20 protein-coding genes and 1 pseudogene are annotated in these 21,220 nt (G+C 65.7%); 10 read left to right on the forward strand and 11 right to left on the reverse strand.

Going from position 1 to position 21,220, the window contains the following annotated elements; translation table 11 throughout:
• Window positions 1-171: 171 nt before the first annotated feature.
• On the reverse strand, window positions 172-465 hold the full coding sequence (locus OHA42_RS25755; protein WP_406230416.1) for a glycosyl hydrolase family 65 protein: 294 nt from the start codon (window positions 463-465) through the stop codon (window positions 172-174).
• Here OHA42_RS25755 and OHA42_RS25760 point away from each other — a divergent pair.
• The 3 genes from OHA42_RS25760 to OHA42_RS25770 all read left to right on the forward strand — a co-directional run bounded on the left by OHA42_RS25760 (window position 384) and on the right by OHA42_RS25770 (window position 4,073).
• Window positions 384-809 (forward strand): hypothetical protein, encoded by a 426-nt coding sequence (locus OHA42_RS25760; RefSeq protein WP_406239915.1) that lies wholly within the window; start codon window positions 384-386, stop codon window positions 807-809. The two genes, OHA42_RS25755 and OHA42_RS25760, sit on opposite strands and share 82 nt — an antisense overlap.
• 511 nt (window positions 810-1,320) lie before the next feature.
• Window positions 1,321-2,652 carry a wax ester/triacylglycerol synthase family O-acyltransferase gene (locus OHA42_RS25765; RefSeq protein ID WP_406230417.1) on the forward strand — a complete coding sequence of 444 codons (1,332 nt, stop codon included), beginning with the start codon at window positions 1,321-1,323 and terminating at the stop codon, window positions 2,650-2,652.
• Between the two features lie 509 nt (window positions 2,653-3,161).
• Entirely contained in the window at window positions 3,162-4,073 is a 912-nt protein-coding gene (locus tag OHA42_RS25770) for an alpha/beta fold hydrolase (protein ID WP_406230418.1), read from the forward strand.
• Between the two features lie 312 nt (window positions 4,074-4,385).
• Here OHA42_RS25770 and OHA42_RS25775 read toward each other — a convergent pair whose 3' ends face one another.
• Window positions 4,386-4,664, reverse strand: coding sequence for a DUF1918 domain-containing protein (locus OHA42_RS25775; protein WP_406230419.1), 279 nt, complete (start codon window positions 4,662-4,664; stop codon window positions 4,386-4,388).
• 367 nt (window positions 4,665-5,031) lie between these two features.
• Between OHA42_RS25775 and OHA42_RS25780 the strand changes: the two genes are divergently transcribed.
• A complete protein-coding gene (locus tag OHA42_RS25780) occupies window positions 5,032-5,982 on the forward strand; it encodes a magnesium transporter (protein ID WP_406239600.1) in 951 nt (316 codons plus the stop codon).
• 215 nt (window positions 5,983-6,197) lie between these two features.
• Here the strand turns inward: OHA42_RS25780 and OHA42_RS25785 are convergent.
• The 3 genes and pseudogenes from OHA42_RS25785 to OHA42_RS25795 form a co-directional block, all read right to left on the reverse strand.
• Window positions 6,198-7,323 (reverse strand): annotated as a pseudogene (locus OHA42_RS25785) (HAD-IC family P-type ATPase); the annotation flags it as partial.
• Window positions 7,324-7,423: 100 nt separating this feature from the next.
• Window positions 7,424-8,314 (reverse strand): universal stress protein, encoded by an 891-nt coding sequence (locus OHA42_RS25790; RefSeq protein WP_406230420.1) that lies wholly within the window; start codon window positions 8,312-8,314, stop codon window positions 7,424-7,426.
• Between the two features lie 315 nt (window positions 8,315-8,629).
• Window positions 8,630-9,601 (reverse strand): Acg family FMN-binding oxidoreductase, encoded by a 972-nt coding sequence (locus OHA42_RS25795; protein ID WP_406230421.1) that lies wholly within the window; start codon window positions 9,599-9,601, stop codon window positions 8,630-8,632.
• An 18-nt stretch (window positions 9,602-9,619) separates the two neighbouring features.
• Between OHA42_RS25795 and OHA42_RS25800 the strand changes: the two genes are divergently transcribed.
• The gene (locus tag OHA42_RS25800; protein ID WP_406230422.1) at window positions 9,620-9,979 is read left to right on the forward strand and encodes a hypothetical protein; all 360 of its coding nucleotides are present in this window, start codon (window positions 9,620-9,622) and stop codon (window positions 9,977-9,979) included.
• Between the two features lie 37 nt (window positions 9,980-10,016).
• On the opposite strand, the gene OHA42_RS25805 is transcribed toward OHA42_RS25800, so the two are convergent.
• Complete coding sequence (locus OHA42_RS25805) at window positions 10,017-10,190, reverse strand: hypothetical protein (protein WP_406230423.1); 174 nt, start codon at window positions 10,188-10,190, stop codon at window positions 10,017-10,019.
• A 364-nt stretch (window positions 10,191-10,554) separates the two neighbouring features.
• On the opposite strand from OHA42_RS25805, the gene OHA42_RS25810 reads away from it, so the two are divergent.
• On the forward strand, window positions 10,555-11,013 hold the full coding sequence (locus OHA42_RS25810) for a CBS domain-containing protein (protein WP_328401675.1): 459 nt from the start codon (window positions 10,555-10,557) through the stop codon (window positions 11,011-11,013).
• 820 nt (window positions 11,014-11,833) lie between these two features.
• On the opposite strand, the gene OHA42_RS25815 is transcribed toward OHA42_RS25810, so the two are convergent.
• From OHA42_RS25815 to OHA42_RS25825, 3 genes are all read right to left on the reverse strand, one after another.
• Window positions 11,834-12,742, reverse strand: a complete 909-nt coding sequence (locus tag OHA42_RS25815; protein ID WP_406230424.1) for a DUF5995 family protein — start codon at window positions 12,740-12,742, stop codon at window positions 11,834-11,836.
• Window positions 12,743-12,912: 170 nt separating this feature from the next.
• Window positions 12,913-14,121, reverse strand: a complete 1,209-nt coding sequence (locus OHA42_RS25820; RefSeq protein ID WP_406230425.1) for an NADH:flavin oxidoreductase — start codon at window positions 14,119-14,121, stop codon at window positions 12,913-12,915.
• Window positions 14,118-14,696: a TetR family transcriptional regulator gene (locus OHA42_RS25825; protein WP_406230426.1), complete on the reverse strand. Its 579-nt coding sequence runs from the start codon at window positions 14,694-14,696 to the stop codon at window positions 14,118-14,120. The genes OHA42_RS25820 and OHA42_RS25825 overlap by 4 nt, the downstream gene beginning before the upstream one ends.
• Before the next feature lie 674 nt (window positions 14,697-15,370).
• On the opposite strand from OHA42_RS25825, the gene OHA42_RS25830 reads away from it, so the two are divergent.
• From OHA42_RS25830 to OHA42_RS25840, 3 genes are read left to right on the forward strand one after another with little or no spacing between them, the layout of a single operon-like run.
• Window positions 15,371-15,526 (forward strand): hypothetical protein, encoded by a 156-nt coding sequence (locus tag OHA42_RS25830; RefSeq protein ID WP_406230427.1) that lies wholly within the window; start codon window positions 15,371-15,373, stop codon window positions 15,524-15,526.
• Window positions 15,527-15,838: an endo alpha-1,4 polygalactosaminidase gene (locus tag OHA42_RS25835; RefSeq protein ID WP_406239602.1), complete on the forward strand. Its 312-nt coding sequence runs from the start codon at window positions 15,527-15,529 to the stop codon at window positions 15,836-15,838. It abuts the gene before it with no gap.
• Entirely contained in the window at window positions 15,816-16,193 is a 378-nt protein-coding gene (locus OHA42_RS25840; RefSeq protein WP_406230428.1) for an endo alpha-1,4 polygalactosaminidase, read from the forward strand. The genes OHA42_RS25835 and OHA42_RS25840 overlap by 23 nt, the downstream gene beginning before the upstream one ends.
• Window positions 16,194-16,500: 307 nt before the next feature.
• On the opposite strand, the gene OHA42_RS25845 is transcribed toward OHA42_RS25840, so the two are convergent.
• Entirely contained in the window at window positions 16,501-17,706 is a 1,206-nt protein-coding gene (locus OHA42_RS25845) for a phosphotransferase (RefSeq protein WP_406230429.1), read from the reverse strand.
• Window positions 17,707-17,917: 211 nt separating this feature from the next.
• On the opposite strand from OHA42_RS25845, the gene OHA42_RS25850 reads away from it, so the two are divergent.
• On the forward strand, window positions 17,918-20,698 hold the full coding sequence (locus OHA42_RS25850) for an AAA family ATPase (protein ID WP_406230430.1): 2,781 nt from the start codon (window positions 17,918-17,920) through the stop codon (window positions 20,696-20,698).
• A 330-nt stretch (window positions 20,699-21,028) separates the two neighbouring features.
• On the opposite strand, the gene OHA42_RS25855 is transcribed toward OHA42_RS25850, so the two are convergent.
• Window positions 21,029-21,211 carry a hypothetical protein gene (locus OHA42_RS25855; protein WP_406230431.1) on the reverse strand — a complete coding sequence of 61 codons (183 nt, stop codon included), beginning with the start codon at window positions 21,209-21,211 and terminating at the stop codon, window positions 21,029-21,031.
• Between the last annotated feature and the right edge of the window lie 9 nt (window positions 21,212-21,220).

The following is a 21,220-nucleotide window of genomic DNA, read 5'->3' on the forward strand; positions in this document are numbered from 1 at the left end:
GCCTCACCTGCATCTACGCGATCTTCGTTGTTTGCTGCGTGGATACTACGGCGACCCCGGCTTGGCCGGAATGACCCTCGGCTCGGTCGGCCGAGCCGTGCTGCACGGGAGCTCAGGTGCCGCTCATCATCGCCAGGTCGGCGAGGACGCGAATCAGCGCATCGGCCGTCGTCACTCTCCTGGTCGGGGTGTCGAGTTCATCGGCAGGCGAACCATGTCCCCAGCCGAGAGCCGTGCGATCTGGCCTCGGCAGTCGATCTCGATCGGCGGCGACGTACCGAGATCCGAGCCGATCTCGACACTGTCGCCGCTGACGCGCACGGTAAGACCGTGGCCTCGGTAGAGGATCGGAAACGATAGCACCCCGAGCGATTTCAGTTCTTGTGCTGTCCACCGACGGTGACACCCCAGACGAGTTGGTGCGCTGCGGCGAGGTGCTGTCCACGGTCCTGCTCGGATGCACACTTGCCGGGTTCGCGACGTGTCCCCTGACCCATTTGACCGAAGTGCTGCGCAGCTGCGCTGTCATCCGCGGCCTGATCGGCCGCACCCAACTGCCCCAGGCCATGGTCCGTGTCGGCACCAGACCCGAATCTGCGGGCAATGATCCAGCTACACCGCGCCGGCCGTTGGCCGAGATCCTCGACATGCCCGGAATCAACCGAGCAGGCGCACTGACCGGATTCGGTCCCACGCCTGGGCGTATCTCTGCTCTCGTTCCGATCCGGTCGCTGCAACAGGCTGTGTGTCATGGCACACCGCTCCACCGTCGAGCGCCGAGCGCCGAGCGCCGAGCGCCGGCGCGATAGTGCACCACCCAGGATCCGCCGGGTCTGGCCGTCCGGGCAGCGGTGATCGCTTCGATCATGCTGATCGGGTGCTCGCGGCGGCGACCAGATGTCCGCGTGTCCCTGCCCGGCAGTACCGAGCCACTGGACCAGGGCGAACACTCGATAGCAGGAGCCACTCCGCAGACCTATCCCACCTGCCTGTAGGAACCTGACCTGACAGCTCACGGAATCTAGCGGCTGATGCACCGCCTACACCGATGAACGCGGCACGCGCCAGATCCGATGGCACCTCTGTCAGCCGGCGGTTAAGCGTGGGCCGAACGTCACTGGTACCGGTTACCTTGGCATCTCACGCCCGATGTCTGGTTTGCGCGAAGATTCTTCCGGCAGCAGTGGCAGTTTCAGCCATGGGCAGCAGCCCGCGGCCGCTGCCAGGACAGGTGCGCAATGACGGAATTGGGCCCGCTGGACACGGGTTTCATGGAAATAGAAGACACCGACCCCCCGGGTCAGCCTCGGCATCGGGACGGTGGCGATCATCGACGGACCAGCGCCGGCACGTGACCAGCTGCGCGCGTACCTCGATCGCGGGCTGGAACGGCACAGGCGGCTGCGGCAGCGGGTCCGTCGTGCGCCTTTGGACCTGAAAGCGCCGGTGTGGGAGGACGACCCGAATTTCGATCTGGGGCACCACATCCGGTGGACCGCGTTGCCCGACCCGGGTGGCGAGACGGAGCTGCGAGAGGTTGTCGCCACTGAATTGACCGAGCGGCTGGATCGTGATCACCCGCTGTGGGAGGTGGTCGTGGTCGACCACCTGGCGCAGGACCGCTGGGCGATGATCCTCAAGGCTCACCACACCATGGTCGACGGAATCTCCGAGATCACGCTGCTCGAAAGCTTTTGCGACCCGGTCGCTGACGACGCGGGCGAGCACGGTCCGGCGACCGGAAGACGTTCGCGCACAAGTCTTCTGAAACGAATGTTTGAAATGATCCAGGCGCCCGTAACCATACCGCGCTTGGCCATCGGAACGGTGCGTACCCTGGCGCCGGTGCTGTACGCGGCGATCGCGCCGGCCGGCGAGTCCTCGCTGAACGGGCCCATCGGGCGGCAGCGCCGCTACACGGTGGCGCGAACCATGCTGCCGCAGGTGCGGGAGATATGTTCGGCTTTCGGTGTGACGGTCAACGATGTCGCCGTCGCCGCCATCGCCGCCGCCTACCGTCGGTTGTTGCTGGGCCGCGGCGAACATCCCGCCCCCACCACGCTGCGCATCGTGGTACCGGTGTCGACGCGAACGACCGAGGCGAAATCCGTTCTGGACAACCGGGTTTCGGCGATGATCTCGCATTTGCCGATCGAGATCGACGACCCGGTCGAGCGCCTGATGACCGTTCACCAGCAGATCCGGCGGCATCGGTCCCGAGGTGAAGTCGACGCCGAGAAATCGTTGCTCTCATTGTCGCAGCGGCTACCGTTCGGGATCGTGGCCGAGGTGTTCCGGCTGGCATTGTGGTTCCCCCAGCGCGGCGTGGGCGCCCTGGCGACCAATATCCCCGGGCCCGGCCGCCGGCTGACAATCGGCGACCAGGAAGTGGTCGAGTTGTGGCCGTGTATTCCGATCGCGCTGCGGGTGCGCACCACGATCGCGATCCTCAGCTACCTCGACCAATTGATCTTCGGCATTACCGGCGACTACGACACCACCCCCGACATCGAAACGGTCGCCTCAGGCGTCGCGACCGAGATCGCGGTGCTGCTGGCCCGCGCGCGCGGCCGACCGCCACCGCGCCGACCGCAACCGGTCGCGAACCGCGGCAGCGGTTCACCCTCGGCCCGACCACGGCACGCACAGTGAGTCATGCATCACCCATCGACCACCACCGGACTCAGACCCGACGGAACACACCGGATATCAACGGCGCCAAAAATTTTCTTCCGATGATATTCGCGAACTCTGTGTTGGAGCGGGAGCGGCGTGGAGCACAGCGACCAGGTCGGTCGGCGCCGAAAGTCCCGAGATCGAGAGACCGGCGACCCGGACATGCCGGACGTTGCGCCCTTCCGACTAGATAGCGCTATCGGCGATTCTCGATATAGACCAGCTCGCTTTCACTGGTGGCCGGAAATGCGGAACCGTCCGTGGCTCTGCGGCCCTGACAGCCACACAGTCGAGACGACGTCAGGAGTTCGGATGCCGCAGTGGCGAGACTTTCTCCAGCGCTTGCGCCGCCTGCCGGAACTTCCGGCGCGGCGGCTGCGAATGTGTCTGCTGGTCGAATCGCCGACGCCGCAGCCGAACTGGCGCCGCTGCTCGAGGTCCGGGGACCCTCTTTACCCTGGTGCGATCGCGGTGGGATGCAAGCCATGAATGCGAAACGGTCACCACAACTCCGCTCTCCTCGACTGCGGTGGCGCTCGATCGTGGTCGAGGGCCACACCGCCCGCTACGCGGTCGGCGGGCTCGGCCCTCGCGTGCTCTTCCTGCACGGCTGGGGACTCGGCGGACAAGCCTATGCCCGCCCGCTCGAACAGCTCATCCGCAGGGGAATGCGCGTCTACATCCCCGCGCTTCCCGGGTTCGGCGGCACCGCCAGCCTGCCTGCCGAGCACCGAACCCTCGCCGGATACGCCCGGTGGGTCGGCCACTTCGCCGACGCGATCGGCCTACCCCGACCGGTCACCATGGTCGGGCACTCCTTCGGCGGCGGCGTCGCGATCAAAACCGCCCACGACCTCCCCGACCTCGCCGAACGGCTCGTACTCGTGAACTCCATCGGCGGCTCGGCGTGGACCGACGGCCGAGGCGTGGTCCGCGCACTGCGCGAACGCCCGCTATGGGACTGGGGCCTGCACCTGCAGGCCGACCTGCTCCCCGGTCGCCAACTGACCCGGGTCCTGCCGGTGATCTTGCGCGATGCGGTGCCGAACATGCTGCGCAACCCGACCGCGGTGTGGGAAGTCGCCCACCTCGCCCGAACCGCCAATCTGGCTCCCGAACTCGCTGCGCTTGCCGAACGCCGGCTCCCCGTCTTCGTTGTGTGGAGCAAGCGGGACACGGTCATCCCCGAATCCACCTCGATGTCGCTGCAGACAGCCCTCGGTGACCCGCGCACCATCACCGTGCCCGGCGGGCACACCTGGCTCATGGACGACCCCCACGCCTTCGGCGAACTCATCACCAACGTGATCCGCGAACCAGTTACCAGCCCCGATGCCATCGCCGCTAGGGAAGATGTCGAGCCCCAACCTCGACGTGTGCGTCCGTGGGGAGCTTGACGGTTTCGCGACGGCGGCATCGGCGTGTCGCCGGCGGCTGCCAATATGCGGATGCCAGGCCTGGTCGGCGGGCGTGAAAATCCCTGTGTTTCGCTCGGCAGCCGTCAGGTGCTGGGGCGCGCCGGTCGCGCGGCGAGGCACACCGATGCCGAATCCGGCGGACATCGTCGGGGTACTGGGCTGCGAAGCATGGTGAGCCACTCACCGAGGCCCGGTTCGCGAAGCGTGCCACCGCGCGGCAGTCGATCGGATCACTGTGCGCCGGAAGAGGTTTCGATGGACCAGCGTCCCGCCGCGGACTGATCCGGGAGTTCAGCCTCCGGCGGACTCGCTGGAGCGCTGGCTCGGCCGGTAGTGCTTCGAGGAGAAGTGGGCCGCCGCGATGTCTTCCTGCGCGCGCAGCTGCTCGCTGGTGATCACGTGTGCGTCCGGACCAGGGTAGGTGAGTACCCGGTGTTCCGTGTCGGTCCAGTGCACCAGGTAGGGGGGTGTCCCGTCCCTCCCGTGCACCTCTTCGATGAGACCGTGCCGGACTGTGCCGCCGACACTTCGGCCCTCGACGATCAGCCAGTCCCCTGTCTTCGCTTGCATGACGCCGACCTCCTTGTTTCTGGTCGAATCCATCGTCGCGACGGGCATCGGATCAGCGGTAGGGCCGTTGGTCGCTGCGTCGAGGTGTTTTGGTCGTCACGAGACTCGCTGCACTGCCGGAACCGGCCTATGACGGTCGAACCCACGATCGTGCGAAGGAAGGAAGGAAGGACCGTGATAACCACGGCCCGAAACATCATGCACACCGACGCGGAAACCATCACCGAGAGCGACTCCTAGCGGGGACCCCACGCTGTCGCCGACAAGGACGAGATGACGCGCGACGTGAACCACGCTCCCAGTACTGGCGTATCCCGGTTTGCCGGGCTAGCGTGCGCCCGTGGAACCGACTGTGCGCAGCGCCGAGATGCTCGAAACGGCGGCGGCCCATGCCACCCGTGACGTGCCGATCGCCAATCCTGGGGAAAGAGTCGACGATGTCCTGGCCCGTATCCGCGGCTGCCGATTCGCCAGCGCGGCCGTGGTCGCGGTGTGTGACGGCCGCCGGCTTGCCGGGCTGATCACGATCGAGAATCTGCTCGCCGCACCCACGGGTGCGGCGATCGGTGAAGTGATGGATACCGATCCGCCGACGGTCGCAGGACACCAGGACCAAGAGGCGGCAGTGTGGGAGGCATTGCGGCATGACGAACCAGGACTTGCGGTGGTCGATACCGATGGCCGATGGCTCGGGCTCATTCCGCCGCATCGGCTGCTGTCGGTGCTCCTGCAGGAGCACGACGAGGACGTCGCCCGGCTATCCGGCTATCTGAAATCCACTGCCGGTGCCCGGACAGCGACGGTGGAACCGATCTCCCGCCGCCTGTGGCACCGCTTGCCATGGCTGCTGGTCGGTCTCATCGGCGCGATGCTCGCCGCGGGTATCGTGGACTCCTTCCACGCCGTGCTGGAGCGCGAAGTCCTGATCGCCTTCTTCATCCCCGGCGTGGTCTATCTCGCGGACGCGGTCGGCACGCAGACCGAGGCGCTGGTGATCCGCGGCCTGGCGGTCGGTGTCGGCATCCGCCGCATCGTCTACCGCGAATCCGTGACCGGCCTGCTGATCGGACTGCTGATCGCCCTCGTGTCGTATCCGCTCACCCTGACGTTCTGGGGTGAACAGGACGTGGCGCTGGCCGTCGCGGTCTCATTGCTGGCCGCCTGCTCGATCGCGGCGGTCGTAGCGATGGGCCTGCCTTGGACGATGTCGAAACTGAAGATCGACCCGGCATTCGGCGCGGGACCATTGGCAACCGTCGTCCAGGACCTGCTCTCGATCCTGATATACCTCGCAGTCACCACGATCGTCGTGACGTGATCGCGGCCAATACTGTCGGCCGCCTCGGCCGGGTTCGTGGCCGACCGACCGCGCTCCAGCGTGTATCGGCGCGATTGTCAGCGGTGCCACACGGCTCGGAACCGAATATCGCCACCGACGGCAGCTGGACTGGGATAACGAATTCCTCGCTGGATTCGACATCCCCATAGCCTCAATGCATTTCGGCCGTATAGATGGACTCTCCTGATCTCGAATCACGGTGCCGGAGAACCGATGCGAGCACCGGCTGCTCGTGAGAAGTGCTCCTGGAGGGTATCGGCCAATAGGACGGCGGGTACGGCGGACAACGCTGCGAGCGCGCCGGTTCCGGTCGGGCCTGCCTGGTCGAGCAGGTGGGCGAACGGTGGGATATAGAGAAATCCGGCGAGCATGCCGAGTTCGGCGATGACCGCCCACAGCAGCAGCCGGTTGGTGCGTAGCGACATCCGCCATGCCGGCCGGACGGTGCTGCGGCAGGCGAAAGCGTTTGCCACCTGGCCGAATACGATTGCGGTGAATGTGGCGCCGGAGGCTGCTGCCAGCGCAGGCCCGGTGGGGAACGACTCGCCCGGGCGCCAGCCGGCGGCCAGGAACGAGACGACGAACACGGTCAGGCTGATCGCGGCTTCGGCTGGGCCGAGGACGCCGAACGCCCGCGTGAACAGCTTCCGGTCGAGCAGATGGCCGCGCGCCGGTGGCCGGTTGAGCACATGCGGTGCCGGCGGTTCGGCGCCGAGCGCAAGCGCGGGCAGCACATCGGTGCCGATATCGAGAGCGAGCACCTGCAGCACGCCGATGGCGAGTGGAAATGTCCCCCCGGACAATGCCCAAACGACGAACGGGGCCAGTTCGGCGACGTTGTCGGTGAGATAGTAGGTGAGGAACCTGCGTATGTTGGCGAACGTCGCTCTCCCTGCTCGACGGCGGCCACGATGGTGCCGAAATCGTCGTCAAGCAACACCAGGTCCGACACTTCGCGCGCCACATCGGTGCCGGACTTGCCCATGGCGGCACCTATGTCCGCTTCGCGCAGTGCGGGTGCGTCGTTGACGCCGTCGCCGGTCATCGCGACTACGTGTCCGCGCGCCTGCAGGGCTTGGGCAATGCGGAGTTTGTCCTCCGGTGTCACCCGGGCGACCACGACAGCGTCGCGGTCCAGCAACTCACCCAATTCCGCTGGTGCACTGGGCAGTTCATCACCGGCGAGAACGGACGCACCGAGACCGCCCAGGCCATCTCCCGGGCGGCCTCCGGGTGGTCACCGGCGATCATGGCGACCCGGATGCCGGCCCGACGGCACTCGACGAGGGCAGCGGCCGCCCCTCTGCGCGGCGGATCCTCGGCCCAGCGCGATGTCCTCTACCACGTCCGGATCATCCGTCGCCGGTGCCCGCGCTGAGTATCGCGGGCGGGAGCGAAGTCCGGCCTTGTCGAGCGTGATTCAGCGCTGACGTACCACGATGATCGGGCACTGCACCGAGTGCAACAGCGCGTTGCTCGTGGAGCCGAGCAGCATCCCGGCGAATCCGCCGCGCCCGTGACTGCCCACGACCACCAGCTGCGCACGCTCCGACTCGTCGAACAGACAGCGAACGGGCCTGTCACGCAAAAGAACCCGTGTCATCGACACATCCGGGTAGCGCTCCGCAAACCCGGCGAGGCTTTCGGCCAGTACCGCGTCCTCGGACTCGCGGATGGCATCCCAGCTGGAAACGGCAATATCGAGCCTGCTCGTCTGGTCACTCCACGCGTGCAGGGCCATCAGCGAAACCTTGCGCCGCGAGGCCTCTTCGAAGGCGAGTTCGAGTGCAGGCATGCTGTTCGTGGTGCCGTCGACCCCGACCAGCACCGGTTTGACCGACGACAGCACATCGGTCGCCGACGTCGAATGCACCACGGCGACAGGACACTGCGAGTGCCGGGCGACGGCCGTGCTCACCGAGCCGAGGAGCCCGCGCCGGATCGCACCCCGCCCACGGCTGCCGACGACGACCATCCGGGCTCGGCGCGATCGGTCGATCAGGTACGGGATGATCGGATCGAAGATCAGCTTGGTTTTGATGTCCAGTGCCTCGCCGCAGGCTGCCCGCGCAACCCCTGTCGCCTCGGTCAGGACGCGTTCTGCGTCTTCGCGCAGCCACTCCGTATCGGCATCGGTCAGCACCACCCCAGGACCGTATTCCTTCGGGATGGATACGGAGGTGACGATTAGCAGTTGGCAGCGGTGCAGCCCGGCATCCACCGCTGCCCACACCGCCGCGTGACCTGCGGTCGCCGAACCGTCGACGGCGACCACGATCGGCTCCGACGGTGGCGCAATGCGCTCGGCCACGGTGTCCTCCTCGCTGAATCATCGGAACCCATTTCCGATCGAACGATTGATCTGTCGCCATTCCCTGTCCCGACCGGTGTGACAACTGGTGCGCAGCAGTCGGCCCTGCACCAGACCAGCACCGGCACACCGACCCAGATTCCGACCAGCAGTGCTAGACCTGCACAGGTCCTGTCGACCGCGGCAGCACCAGAACGCAGTCGGGGTACTGCCGTCTTACCGTCACCGCAGCGCGCACCGTGTTCGATTCGATGTTTCGAGCATCCGGTGCGACGCGAACCGACAGCAGAGACCAAGGTCATCCCCTAACCGGAATCACAGTGGCTGGACGACATCATCCAGCGGGCGCCGCGGCGTCGCCGGAACCTCGTCTGCGCTTGTTGCCGCCCAACCCATACGGACAATAACCTGGGGGTACCCGAAGTCGGCCAGGATATCGCTGCGGATGCCGGCCCGGATATCGGGCAGCTCGAGCGGTTCGGTCAGAGGGCATGTCGCCAGCCCCCGCGTCGTCGCGGTCAACAGGACGGCACTGGTGGCCTCACCGGCGCGCAGCCGGGACAGCCGATCGTCAGAGCTGGTGCACAGCAACAACATCCGGGCCGTGTCGTCGATGTCGTGGATCACGGCCTCCGGCAGCGTGGGACTCGCGAACACACGCGTCGTCGGATCGTCGGCGACCACCGCGTTGCGAGCCGGAACACCCTCCGCCGCGGCATGGCGTCCGCTCCAGCGTGCAAGCTCGGCACCATAGGACGAGTCGGCGGCGTGTTCGAGTGCAGCCCGTTCGAAGAATCGCAGTAGAGTCGCGCGGTCTCGAGCGGAGTCGATGTCACGGACGACCACACCTGTCGCGGCGCTGGCCGCCACCACAGCATCGACATAGGTCGACGGGACCTCCCAGGAGGTGAACCGGCGCCGGTCCGTGTGGCGCTGCCCGATGGCCCGCGCCAGTCGTTCCGCCTCGGGGGTCGGGGTCGCCGGATGGAATTCGACGGCCGCCAGATGCTGCGGATCGGTCGGATTCGGCAGCCGGTGCACTTCGGTGTCCCAGCCCAGTCCGAGCGCGGCTACCTGCAGATGATGTAGTGCCGCGCCACAGCTCAGCAGCAGATCGCGGCCATCGGGGTCGGCGTGCGGCAGTTGCCGGGTGTCATCGGTATACAGATGCACGGTGGTGTCACCGACCCGCCACCGCCACGGCTGGGTGTTGTGCACCGATGGTGCACGTACGGCCAGCGCCAGCGCCGCCCGCATAGTGTCCTGGTCGGGGTACGAGTGCGACATCGCTCTCTTCTTTCACATTTGTTCGGTGCCAACAGGATTCGTCTTGATCACGTCGAGCTGGCGGAACATCGTCTTCGCGCCGAGCGATTCGGCCGGCGCGGCTTCGTCGTGTTCGAGCAGATCAGCGATGACGACACCGATGTGATCCTTCGCCAGCGTGGTGACCACAGCTGCGCCGATCCCCGTGCGCCGACAGTGGCGATCGCGCTTCTACACAGAAACCCGGTCACGATTGCTCCCTTTGGCTCGCGGCTCGCTGGTCTGTGTTCAGCATTGCGCGATCGTTCAGCGACGGTGACGGCCGAAGGTCACCGGATCACGGGCCATCGGACAGTGATCGAGGCCGGGACTGCGGCGTCCTCGTTCTCCACCGCCTGAGGGACCTACGACCCTATTCGTGCCTTCGCCCGATCGCTCAGCTGTGCTGCAGTGCCAGATCCACGTAGAACGATTCCGAACCCGCTACCGGCGCCAAGGGCAGCTGTGTCTGCGCGCTGACGGCGCGAATGTCCGATCGACTGCCCTGGTAATCGATCGCCGCCCGCAACCGTTGGGTCACGATCACCACCGCAGCCACAGATCTCCTCACCGGCCTCGTGATCCTGTCTCGGGGTCCGCCATGCATCTCGGTCCAGCCCTGTCACATCGTCATCGTCGGCAGGAGCCCCCACTGGCGCAAAAGCATCATCATCATGTGCAACATCCGGCCCGGCTCGCATTGCATCGTCGTCGATCTCCTCGCTGAGGTTTGACGTGTTCTTCACGAGACTGCGCCCGACCGACCGCCTCGACCAGGACCCAAGTGGCCATATCAACGACCGAAGTCGTGGTGTCCCTGCGGCCCTGTCAACGGAGAAGATTCCTGCTCTGGGAGGACCTTCGCCTCTGGGCGCACGGTGCGACTCGACGAATGATAATCGTGCCAGCGAACGACCACGACATGGAGATTTATCATGACCACAGCGCAGACAATCATGCATCCTGATGTGGCATGCATCGGGGTACGGGACACCATGGACACCGCAGCGCGGCGCATGCGCCAACTGGACGTCGGCGCGCTGCCGATCTGCGACGGCGAAGGCCACCCGGTCGGTATCGTGACCGACCGCGACATCATCATCAAGGTCGTCGGTATCGGAGAGAATCCGAAGTCGACGACCGCGGGCGAATTGGCCCAAGGAGATGATCATTTGCACACCGTGGACGTCGGCGCCGATATCGACGACGCGCTGGCCCTCATGGAACAGCATCAGATCCGGCGACTCCCGGTGACTGAACACGGCAAGCTCGTCGGCATCATCACCGAGGCCGACCTGGCGCGGCGGCTGCCCGAACAGACCATCGGCGAATTCGTCGAAGCGGTGTGCGCCCAGCACCTGCCGATGTCCGCACGCGAAGCTCCGCACGAGTAGGCGCCGGTCCGAACATTCCGTGCAGCCTGTGCCGCGACCTGCTGTCGACAGCGTGCACACCGGCATGGCTGGCCCGAGAACCGCAGCCAGTGGCGGACCTGGACGGATTCGCGCGGGACGCCACGGCCGCCTGTGATCGGGCCTAACACCACACGACAATCCGACCGTTTCAACGGGCTGCCATCCGGCGATCGCACCTCGCGCCCGGCCGAAGTGTCCTGTCATAGCCGCAGACCGCCTCATTTCGGAAGATCAGCCAGATCGATGATGGACATCCTCCCCCGGTCTAAAGGCCGGGGATCCCTACCAGCGCCGAACGGCACTCCCGCACTGTCCTTGATCACCGTCACGCTCGACGGCTCGCACGGCAACTCCCGCCACCACGCCACCCTCACATCCCCGATCTTGGGCAACCGCAGCTTGCCACCCTCGGTCACAGAGAAGCGGGCGTTGCGAGTGAACCGAATCGACTGACGATTGTCGCGGCGCGACCGGAACCTCGGCGGCCCGATCCTCGCGCCCTTCCGCTTCCTGGTAACGGACTGAAAGAAGTTGCGGTAGGCGGTGTTCAAGTCCGCCAACGCTTGGCACATTCTTGGCACGTTCATTGTCGGGCCGGCCCCTCGGCCCAGAAGCTCGCCTGGACATCAAAATCGCCGTCGACGAAACCGAATCGGTTGTATGCCCGCGTCCAACTTGCCGGAGTTCGGTGGAACTCAGGGGTTTTCACGCGAAAACCAAGTGTGGGCCGGACTCATTCTCCGGGGGTGGGCACTTGGGTTGGCGAGCCGTGTCCGCAACAAGATGCGCCATACCAGGGTCATAGACCGCGAAGCTGCACGAGGACATCGAAGGCGACTTCGGCGGTGTCGGTCAGCAAATGGATTTCCGTGGTCGTCGGATCGTGCAGCGCCGAATCCCGCAATGCCAGACCGTTACCGAAAATCACCACATTGGCACCGAGGTCCGCCAGCCGTAGCAGCGGGCCGGTCGCCACGCCGCGACCCAACAGCAGGTCCATGCCTTCGCCGACGAAGTAGAACCGCCACAGCGGACCGAGGTCACCGTGGTAGACCTGCTCGGTGCGATCCACGATCACGTGTCCCGCAGTGGCGATGGCATCGACGATCTTGAAGTAGTCGCGGGCGTTTCGCGGCGCACTGCATACCGCAGCCACCGAATACGACAGATCGACGGCGAGGTGAGCGTTGTAGCCCGCCATGGCAAGTCGCGCCGCGGAGACATCGCAGCGTTGCGCCATCTCGAAGTAATTCGCCCACTGCGGTTCGACGACCCCGCCACCGAAGGCGGCATGCACGTTGTCGAGATAGCGGCTCAGCAGTTCGAGGCTGATCGCATGCGCGTAGTCCCGGTCGAGGAACGCACTCGGATCGCGCTGCAGCGGCATAACCGCGGACTCCTCTACTGCATCCAGCCCCAGCGAGAACACGCCACGCCGATCTCCGTGCGCAACCAGGATCCGGGTGATCTCACGATGGCGCCACACAGCGTTCTCCAACCGCTGTAGCGAATCTCCGGCCAACGTTGCGGTATCGGACGACCGAACGATGGTGTCCAGTTCAGCCGAGGAAAGCGCTGTTCCGCAGGCCGCCGCCTTGACCGCGACCGGACGCGCGGGATGCGCGAGCGCAATCGGGGCCGATCCGATGGCCGCCGCGGCGAAGGCCGAGCTGACGAGTCCGAGGACGCTCATACGATTAAGAGGCATGAGCCGCAGCTTAAGTGCCACCGTGACGGCGGACGGGCACCGCCATTACCGGTCGGCAACCACCGGTTATCTCACACGTGGCCCCGTGCTCGACCAGGGCTCGTGCACGCGCCGCGCCCATACCTCGTGCTCCGCCGCTGACAAGGGCGACTTGCCCGCTACTCACTCGCTTATGCCCGCACCTCCAGTTGTGCGGAGGACGACTCGACGACGGGTTTGTTCAGCCGGTAGAGGCATCTGGTTCCGGTGTAGATGGTGGGCATGCATTCATTGCAGTGGATGCAAGCGGATCGGGTGGTGGCGTCGGATTGGATGCGCCGCAACAGGTTCGGTTCACGCAACAGGGCCCGGCCCATGGCCACGAATTCGAAGCCCTCGGCCATGGCGCGATTCATGGTGTCGAGATTCGTGATGCCGCCCAACAGGATCAACGGCATGGACAGTTCGCGGCGGAACTGGCGGGCCCGTTCCAGGAGGTACGCCTCCCGATACGGGTACTCCTTCAAGAAGGAGCGACCCGCCAGGCGGAAACCCCAACGTGCTGGGGGTGGAAGAACTTTTGCGAACTCGCGGCGGGGCGCGTCGCCGTGGAACAGCAGCATCGGGTTCAACAGCGAACTGCCCGCGGTCAGTTCCAGCGCGTCCAGGGCTCCGTCGTCCTGCAACCAGGACGCCGCCCGCAGCGAATCCGGCACGGTGAGTCCGCCGCGCACACCGTCTTCCATATTCAGTTTGGCAGTCACCGCGAGCCGGTCCCCCACCGCTTCCCGGACTGCACAAGCTATCTCGCGCGCCAGACGTGCTCTGTTCTCAGCGGAACCGCCGTAGCGGTCGGTGCGCCGGTTGAGGAGTGGGCTCAGGAACGAACTCGTCAAATAGTTGTGGCCGAAGTGGATTTCGATCGCGTCGAATCCGGACTTTTCGGCCAATCGTGCGGCATTCGCGTGCGCGGCGATCAGTTCGCGGATCTCGCTCTCGCCGGGCACCTTCATCGGGCGCATACCGAGCGGGCTGAACATGCGACTCGGCGCGAGGGCGGGCAATTGGTTGGAGGCCGCGTTGGCCACCGGGCCTGCATGCCCGATCTGCGCACTGGCCGCCGCGCCTTCGGCGTGCACGGCGTCGGTAAGCTTGCGCAGACCAGGCACGGCCTCCGGGCGCATCCAGATCTGATGCCGGTCGGTGCGGCCGCCCGGCGCGACGGCGCAGTAGGCGACCGTGGTCATCCCGACCCCGCCAGCGGCCACCTCACGGTGGAAGGCGATCAGCTCGTCGGTCACCAATGCCTCGGGGGTGCAGCCCTCGAAGGTTGCGGCCTTGATCACTTTGTTGCGCAATGTGACAGGCCCCAATTGAGCCGGTGTGAATACCTCTGTCATTCCTGCTCTCCCGACGGTGCAGTCAATCCGGCCACCACGAAGTCACGCAGCGCGGCCACCGCTGCCTCCGACATTTCCCGCCCCTCGGTTCCCGCGCCCCCGAACCGCATAATGATCAGGTCGAAGGCCAGCGCCCAGCGGCGACGACTCTCCTGCTCCCCCACCTCTGGCAACAGCCCGACCCAGGCATCCATCCGGAACCAAGGCTGCCGCCATAACGTCGTATGCCGCCCGAGCACGAACTGGGCCAGCAGACGTAAATGCAAGCGCCCCAACGGATCATCGGCCAGTGCGACGAATGGTCCGAGCACCGCGTCCACCACCTCCGCCACCGAGACTCGCGTGGCCGTCACCGCCGACAGTCGCTCGGCCCACAGCGGCCCGAGACGGTCCTCGAGCAGCGACGCGACGAGTTCATCCTTCGAGCCGAAGTGGTAATGCACCGCGGCCGGATTCGCGCCCGCCTCCGCGCAGATCGCACGCACCGACACCTCGTCGTAGCGCTCGGTCAGCAACAACCGCTCGGCGGCGGCCAGCAGGCGAGCACGCGTGCCCACCGAAACCTTCTGTGCCATGCGCCCAGCGAATCACGTCTCAATCATTATTTCAATCATTGATTGAAACACCGCGCGAAGGTAGCCTTGCCCGATGCACACAGGTCCGGCAGCGGCTCTTGGGTGCGCGCGGCACCGGCTCCTCCAGGAACAGCCGGCGCAGGGAGCAGTTGACGTCTGCCAAGGCCGCATCGACTAGGCTCCTGCGGGTCGACGCCATGGAGCACTGGCCGACCAATACAGGCGTCTGAGGAACTCACTCGGGGCGAAGAGCGGGCATGTCGTCAGCTTGCCGCACGACAGCGTTGAGGTCATGGTCTTCGTCAGTAATGTCGGAACCAGCGTAGGTATTTACCGAGGTCAGCCGCGAGCTTCTGCCATCGGCGCAGGCCTCCCGAGAAACCTTTTCGCGCAACAACAGCCGCGACCGTCAGAGGCTGTTGTCACGACCCGCAACAGCTAGCTGTTGCGGGTCATGACGTTGGTGACACCGTCGTTTCCTGGTCCTGCTCCCACTCCGGCTACAAAGTCACCCGCATAGCGGTCGAGTGCCGCCGATCTCGGGGACTTTGACGGAGCTGGCCGGTGATGGTTGTATCTGCCTGTGCCTGAAGGGTTTCCGGCACGGTGCGTCGTGGGGCAGTGGCCGGTGCGGCCCTTCGGGCCGAAGCCGTCAAAGGAACGAAAAGAGTCTTGTGATCACCACTTCCACCGCACGCATTCATCGCCGCCTGGCGACCGCACTAGCGCTCGTCGCCGCGGCCACCAGCATCGTTGCGCAGCAGGCCGGTACCGCGAGCGCTGCACCGGCGATAACCCTGCCTCCTATACATGCCGGGTTCGACTACTAGATCACCAATCCTTACGATCCGCCGGCCGGAGTCACGGTCGTCAGTCGCGATCACAGCGCCGAGCGGGCCGATGGGTTGTACAACATCTGCTACGTGAACGGCGTTCAGGTCCAGCCGGGTCGGGAGAACGAGTGGCCGGCGGACCTATTGCTGCGCGACAAGGACGGCAAGGTCGTCTACGACACGAGGTGGAAGGAGGCACTGCTGGATATCCGCACAGCCGACAAGCGCACCCGTATCGCGGACAAAGTCAACCAGTGGATCGACGAATGCGCGAACAAGCGTTTCAATGCCGTCGAGGTCGAACTATGACAGCTACAGCCGATCGAAGGAACTGCTGACCACCGACCAGGCCGTCACCTTCATCACCATGCTCGCCAAGCACTCGCACGACCGCGGCCTGGCCATCGGCCAGAAGAACGGCGCCGAACTCGTGGACAAAAGGACCGCTGCCGGACTGGATTTCGCGGTGTCCGAAGAATGCGATGACACTGCGGAGTGTGGTGACTACGCGACGGCATACGACAACCACGTCATCGATATCGAATACACCGAACCAGGCCTGTCGGCGGCGTGCGAAGGCTACGCAAGCAGGCTGAGCATCGTGCTCAGGGACGTCGATGTCTCCACTCCGCGTGATCCCGGCTACGTCCGGAAGACATGCTGAAACCGGCGAAAGCGCAACACTACTGTCGAATGCTGTTAGTAATCAACACTTTTCATGCAACACGATCATCAGATTCGATACCGAGGGATCTCTGGCTGAATCCCCCCGGCTTCCGGAGCGCACCGGTTTATCTGTCCCCCGCCGGTTGCTCGACGTGGAGTGCATAGTAGACAGTCGGAGAACGAGTTGGGCACCCCGGATAGCCACCGATTCGAGATCGACGGCGGCCGGACTTGCGGTGGTGACGGTGTATTCGAAGCTGCGGCATCTATTACCGACAATGCGCATCAGCCACCTCCGGACGGGCTCATCCGGCCGCCTCGACGGCTCCGGCGGCATCGAGGTCGAGTACGGCCGTCGCGGTGCGCTCGATGATGCCGAGACAGACCTCATCGGGCTGATACTTCGGCTGAATGGCGCTGTGGCCGATGGTCGACAGCCAGATGAAGTACGGATACAACGCCTGCTGGCGGTAGGCCAGCCAGGCCGTGTCGTAGTCGGGTGCCGGAGCGCCGCAGGCCGTGAGTCGTTCGAGGTAGACGGTGAGCAGGTCGCGTTCCCAAGCTCGGCGGTCGGCCACCGCCAGGCCGGAGCCGACCACATAGGCGAAGTCGTAGGCCCAGCTGCCGCGCAGCACGACCTGCCAATCGGTGAAACCCATCCGGCCTGCCGCGGTGACGTAGGTATTGCCGATATGACTGTCGCCGTGCAGGAAGGTCTGTGGTCCGGTGCTGGCGATCTCGAGCGAGCGTTCCAGCGCGTGGTACAGCCGATCATGTTGGGCGGGAAGTACTTCGGGCAGGACCGAGGCTGCGCGGCGGGCCCCGACCCGCGCCCGTTTGGACATGCCGATCAACCGGTCGAGATTGGCGAAATGCGCCCGCGGCGGCTTGAGCCACCGGTGCAGCGGGAGCCCGTCGTCGTCCCAGTATCGGGCGTGCCAGGTTGCCATGGTGCGCAGCAGATCCTCGATCTGCGCGCGTCCGATCGGGGTGCCCGGCGTGCAGAAGCTGGCGCCCTTGGTGCTGACGATGTCCTCGAGCAGTGAGATGGAGCGCCCCGACCGGCTGTCGACCGCGCTGTGATAGCCACGCGGGGCCTCGATATCGAGGTTGGGGCGTAGGTGTTTGAAGAAGCCGGGTTCACCGTGCAGTATTCCGGCCAGGTCGAGGGTGAGCCGCTGTTTGAAGTCCGCGGTCGTCTTCGCAAAGAGGTTTTCCGGTAGGCCCGCGACCTGACCGATCTCGTTGTAGGTGACGGCCAATTTCCACCTGGTCGAGGTGCCGCTGCTCTTAGCCCCGATGTCGAACGCCTCGACCACCGCACCCGGATGCTCGTAGCACAACACCGCGGTCAGCCAATCGGTGGTCAATTCTCGACCGGTCACCGGCACATCGGCCACACGATTGACCAGTGGACGGGTGATCGCTTCCCGCGCGATCCGACCACCGATGCGGGTGATTGCGCGCACCACCGCCAGTGTGGGGTGCCGGGTGGATGTCTCGGACTGCAACGGTTCTCCTCTGCTCGGCGGCATAGCGGATGCGCTGCACCCGGGTCGGTTCCGGGTGGCGAGCCGCCGTCATCGGAGACCCTATGGCAGCCGCGCGGCGGGAACATCCGTCATAGCGGGCCGGAATATCCGCATCTGTCGGGTCGGATATCGTGTTGACCGGGCGTTGTGCGTTGTGCATGACGTCGTGTGGGCGCATAGGATCCCCTTCGTGCAGGACTCCCTCACCTCTGTTTTCGTCGGTCGCGATGCCGAGGTCGAGCGGGTGGCGTCGTTAGGTCGGCGCGCCGCCGCGGGGGAAGGGGCGGTGGTGCTCGTCGAGGGGGAGCCCGGTATCGGCAAGACCGCGCTACTCGACGCGGCCGTCGCCCGGCACGCGGCCGATGGTTTGAGTGTGCGCCGAGGAGCCGCGAAGGAATTGCAGCGGCAGGTGCCGTTCGCGGCCGTGTGCTCCTGGCTGGGCAGCAATCGCGGATCCGATCCGGTCCGTGCGCTGCTGCGTGGCGGGGATCGGGTCGGCGACGGTGCGGCGACGCACGAGTTCGCGATTACCGAGGCGATCCTCGATCTGGTTGATACCTGGTGTGCCGCCGGTCCGGTCGCGTTGGTCATCGACGATGTGCATTGGGCGGATTGGCAGAGTCTGGCGGTGTTGCACCGCCTCAGCGGCGTGGTGAACGAGCTGCCGCTGCTGCTGATGCTCGCGGCGCGCCCGCTGCCGAGAGACACCGGATTCGCCGCGTTGGTGGCCGAACTCGTGGAACGTCGTGCGCCGATGCTTCGGCTCGGTGCGCTGTCCGAATCGGCCGCGGCGGAACTGGTCAGGCAGATGGTCGGTGCGATTCCGGGGCCGGGCCTGATGCGTCAGGTGCTAGGGGCGGGCGGAAATCCGCTCTACATCACGGAATTGGTGTCCTCGCTGTTGCGCGACGAGGCGATCACGGTGGTCGCGGATACCGCCGATCCGACCGAACTGGGCGAGGATGAACGTCCCTCCGCGACACTGGCGGGGGCGATTGCGCAGCGGCTGGAATTCCTGTCACGGTCGGCTCGGCAAGTGCTTTTGATGGCCGCCGCACTGGGGCCGACGGTGTACGTCGCGGAGCTGGCCGCGGTGCTGGACAGTCCGATTCTGGAAATCTGGAATGTCGTCACCGAGGCGACGGACGGTGGACTACTCACCCGTGCCGACTCCGAAGTGGTCTTCCGGCACGATCTGATCCGGCAGGTGCTCGCCGATCAGCTGCCCGATTCGTTGCGTGCGGGGTTGCTGCGCCGGGCTGGACAGATCCTGCTGCCCACAGATGCCCCCATCGAGCGGATCGCGTACTACCTGTTGGCCGGGGAGGATGAGCTCGACAAACCCACTCTCGACTGGCTGGTCACGGTGGCCGACAAGTTGATCGTGCGCGCACCCGAGCTCGCGGTGCAGCTGTTGGCGCGCGCGGCGGGTACCGCGGACCTCGGCATACGTCCGATACTGGTGCGGCTGCACGCCCAAGCGCTGCTCTGGAACGGCCGCGCGGCCGAGGCCGAAGCCCTGGTGCGCACGGCGCTGCTGAACCGACCGAACGATGATATCGAGCTCCGGTGGCTGCTGATGCAGGCGTGCCATGCGCGCGGCGATCTACGCGAGGTGGTTGCCGTTGCCGAAAAAGCCCTGGGCACACCGAATCTCGCAGTCGAAGAAGCGGGCCGATTCCACGGGATGAGCGGGTTGAACAATTTCTTCCTCGGTCGGTTCGACGCGGCGGAGGCGGCGGGTGCGCAGGCGCTGGCGATCGGGGATGCCACCGAGAATCCACTCGCGAGCGGATACGGACTATTGACCGTTGGGGCGGTGCGCTACACCCACGGCTATCTCGACGAGGCACTGGAACTGAGCAGTCGAATCCTGGCCGTCTTCGAGAACGGATTCGGTTCCGACCAGTTCGATCCCTATGTGCTCTACGCACACTGCTTGATCGAGCTCGATCGGCTCGCCGACGCGGAAGCGGTGCTGCACAAGGCGATCGGGCACAGTCGCCGGATCCATGGTGTCTATCTGGGCGCGTGTCTGGTCGCCAAGGCGCGGCTGTATGTCTTGGACGGACGCTGGGACGATGCGATCGTCGAATGCATTTCGGGCCAGTCGGTGCCCGACGCCTTCGGATACACCCCGATCCTGCACAGCCTGTCCGCGCTGATCGGCGTCCACCGCGGCACCTTCCTGCCGGATCCAGACAGCATCCCCGCACCGAACGACCAACTGGGCAGCAGTGGTTACGGCCAGTTCTATCCGTGGGTCAAGGCCCTGATTCTCGTGACCCGCGGCGATCCGCGCGGCGCACTGGATCTGCTCGTCGACGCCCACCAGCGCCTCGCCGACGGTTTGACCGCGCCCACGCTGTATTACATCTTCCCTGATATCGCCCGCCTCGCCGCCGATGTCGGTGACGACGACGCGGTGCGTTCGGTGGTGGCGGCCTCCGCAGAGCAGGCTCGACGCCAGCCGACGGCCGCTCGCACCGGCACCGCCCTGCTGTGTCGCGGCATCGCCGAGCGCGACCCCGGTGTCCTGCGCACGGCCGCCGCCGACTTCCGACAGGCGGGACGACCGCTTTATGAGGCGCAGGCACACGAGAATGCGGCCGTATTGTTCGCCGCGGATGGGCGTGGTTCGGAGGCCCGCAGCGCCCTTGATGCCGCGGTCGAGCTCTACACCGGCCTGGGCGCATCCTGGGATACCGCCCGCGCGGTCGCGCGCATGCGCCCATACGGAATTCGCCGCGGCGTGCGCGGCCCGCGCAACCGTCCCAAAACCGGCCGCGCTGCCCTGACCGACACCGAACGCAAGGTAGCCGCCCTAGTGGCCGAAGGCTTCTCCAACTCCGATATCGCCGCCCAGATGTTCCTGTCCCGCAGGACTATTCAGTCCCACGTCTCCAACATCCTCGCCAAACTCGGCGTCGGCTCGCGCCGCGACATCGCCGCGATGATGTCCGGAAGCTGACGACGGCGGCGGAATAACTCGGATACACGCAGTCCGGTTCGGCCGAGCAGTCGAAACCGCATCACAGGCTCCGGTCGAAGCGGGCGACGTTGCGGGCGATGGCGGGTAGCACGTAGGTGTCGTCGTCGTAGAGGTCGATGCGGTCGGTGGGTGGGTGGGTGACTCGTCATGACAAGCTCCCCCGCCGAGCTCATGCGAAGCAACTTGCTCGAAGTCTTCTATGAGTCCGATGCGGACCGTCGGGCCGCGGTCATCGCTACGAACTATTCCGAAGATGTGGTGTGGCACGAATGGCGACAGCACGCGAACCGTGTCGGCAAGCACATGCAGTCAGCGCCGGGAGTCACCGGACCGACCGATCGCCGGAACGCCGACCGGCGCCGCCGATTCGTCGATCGCGTCGACGATCACCACCCGGTCGAGGTGTGCGCGTTCGTCGTCCAGGCAACGTAGCAGCTCCGCGGCGGGGTCGACATCATCGCCGACGCGTGGCAGTTCCATCAAGCTGCGCACGCAGAGATG

The organism is Nocardia sp. NBC_01009, assembly GCF_045208035.1.
Lineage (GTDB): Bacteria > Actinomycetota > Actinomycetes > Mycobacteriales > Mycobacteriaceae > Nocardia.

What these genes read in the sequence shown, in the direction of transcription:
- OHA42_RS25780 (WP_406239600.1), top strand. Translation starts at nt 5,032, where the DNA reads ATGCTCGAAACGGCGGCGGCCCATGCCACCCGTGACGTGCCGATCGCC.
- OHA42_RS25840 (WP_406230428.1), top strand. Translation starts at nt 15,816, where the DNA reads ATGCCGTCGAGGTCGAACTATGACAGCTACAGCCGATCGAAGGAACTG.
- OHA42_RS25810 (WP_328401675.1), top strand. Translation starts at nt 10,555, where the DNA reads ATGACCACAGCGCAGACAATCATGCATCCTGATGTGGCATGCATCGGG.
- OHA42_RS25795 (WP_406230421.1), bottom strand. Translation starts at nt 9,601, where the DNA reads ATGTCGCACTCGTACCCCGACCAGGACACTATGCGGGCGGCGCTGGCG.
- OHA42_RS25820 (WP_406230425.1), bottom strand. Translation starts at nt 14,121, where the DNA reads ATGACAGAGGTATTCACACCGGCTCAATTGGGGCCTGTCACATTGCGC.
- OHA42_RS25815 (WP_406230424.1), bottom strand. Translation starts at nt 12,742, where the DNA reads ATGCCTCTTAATCGTATGAGCGTCCTCGGACTCGTCAGCTCGGCCTTC.
- OHA42_RS25775 (WP_406230419.1), bottom strand. Translation starts at nt 4,664, where the DNA reads ATGCAAGCGAAGACAGGGGACTGGCTGATCGTCGAGGGCCGAAGTGTC.
- OHA42_RS25770 (WP_406230418.1), top strand. Translation starts at nt 3,162, where the DNA reads ATGAATGCGAAACGGTCACCACAACTCCGCTCTCCTCGACTGCGGTGG.
- OHA42_RS25825 (WP_406230426.1), bottom strand. Translation starts at nt 14,696, where the DNA reads ATGGCACAGAAGGTTTCGGTGGGCACGCGTGCTCGCCTGCTGGCCGCC.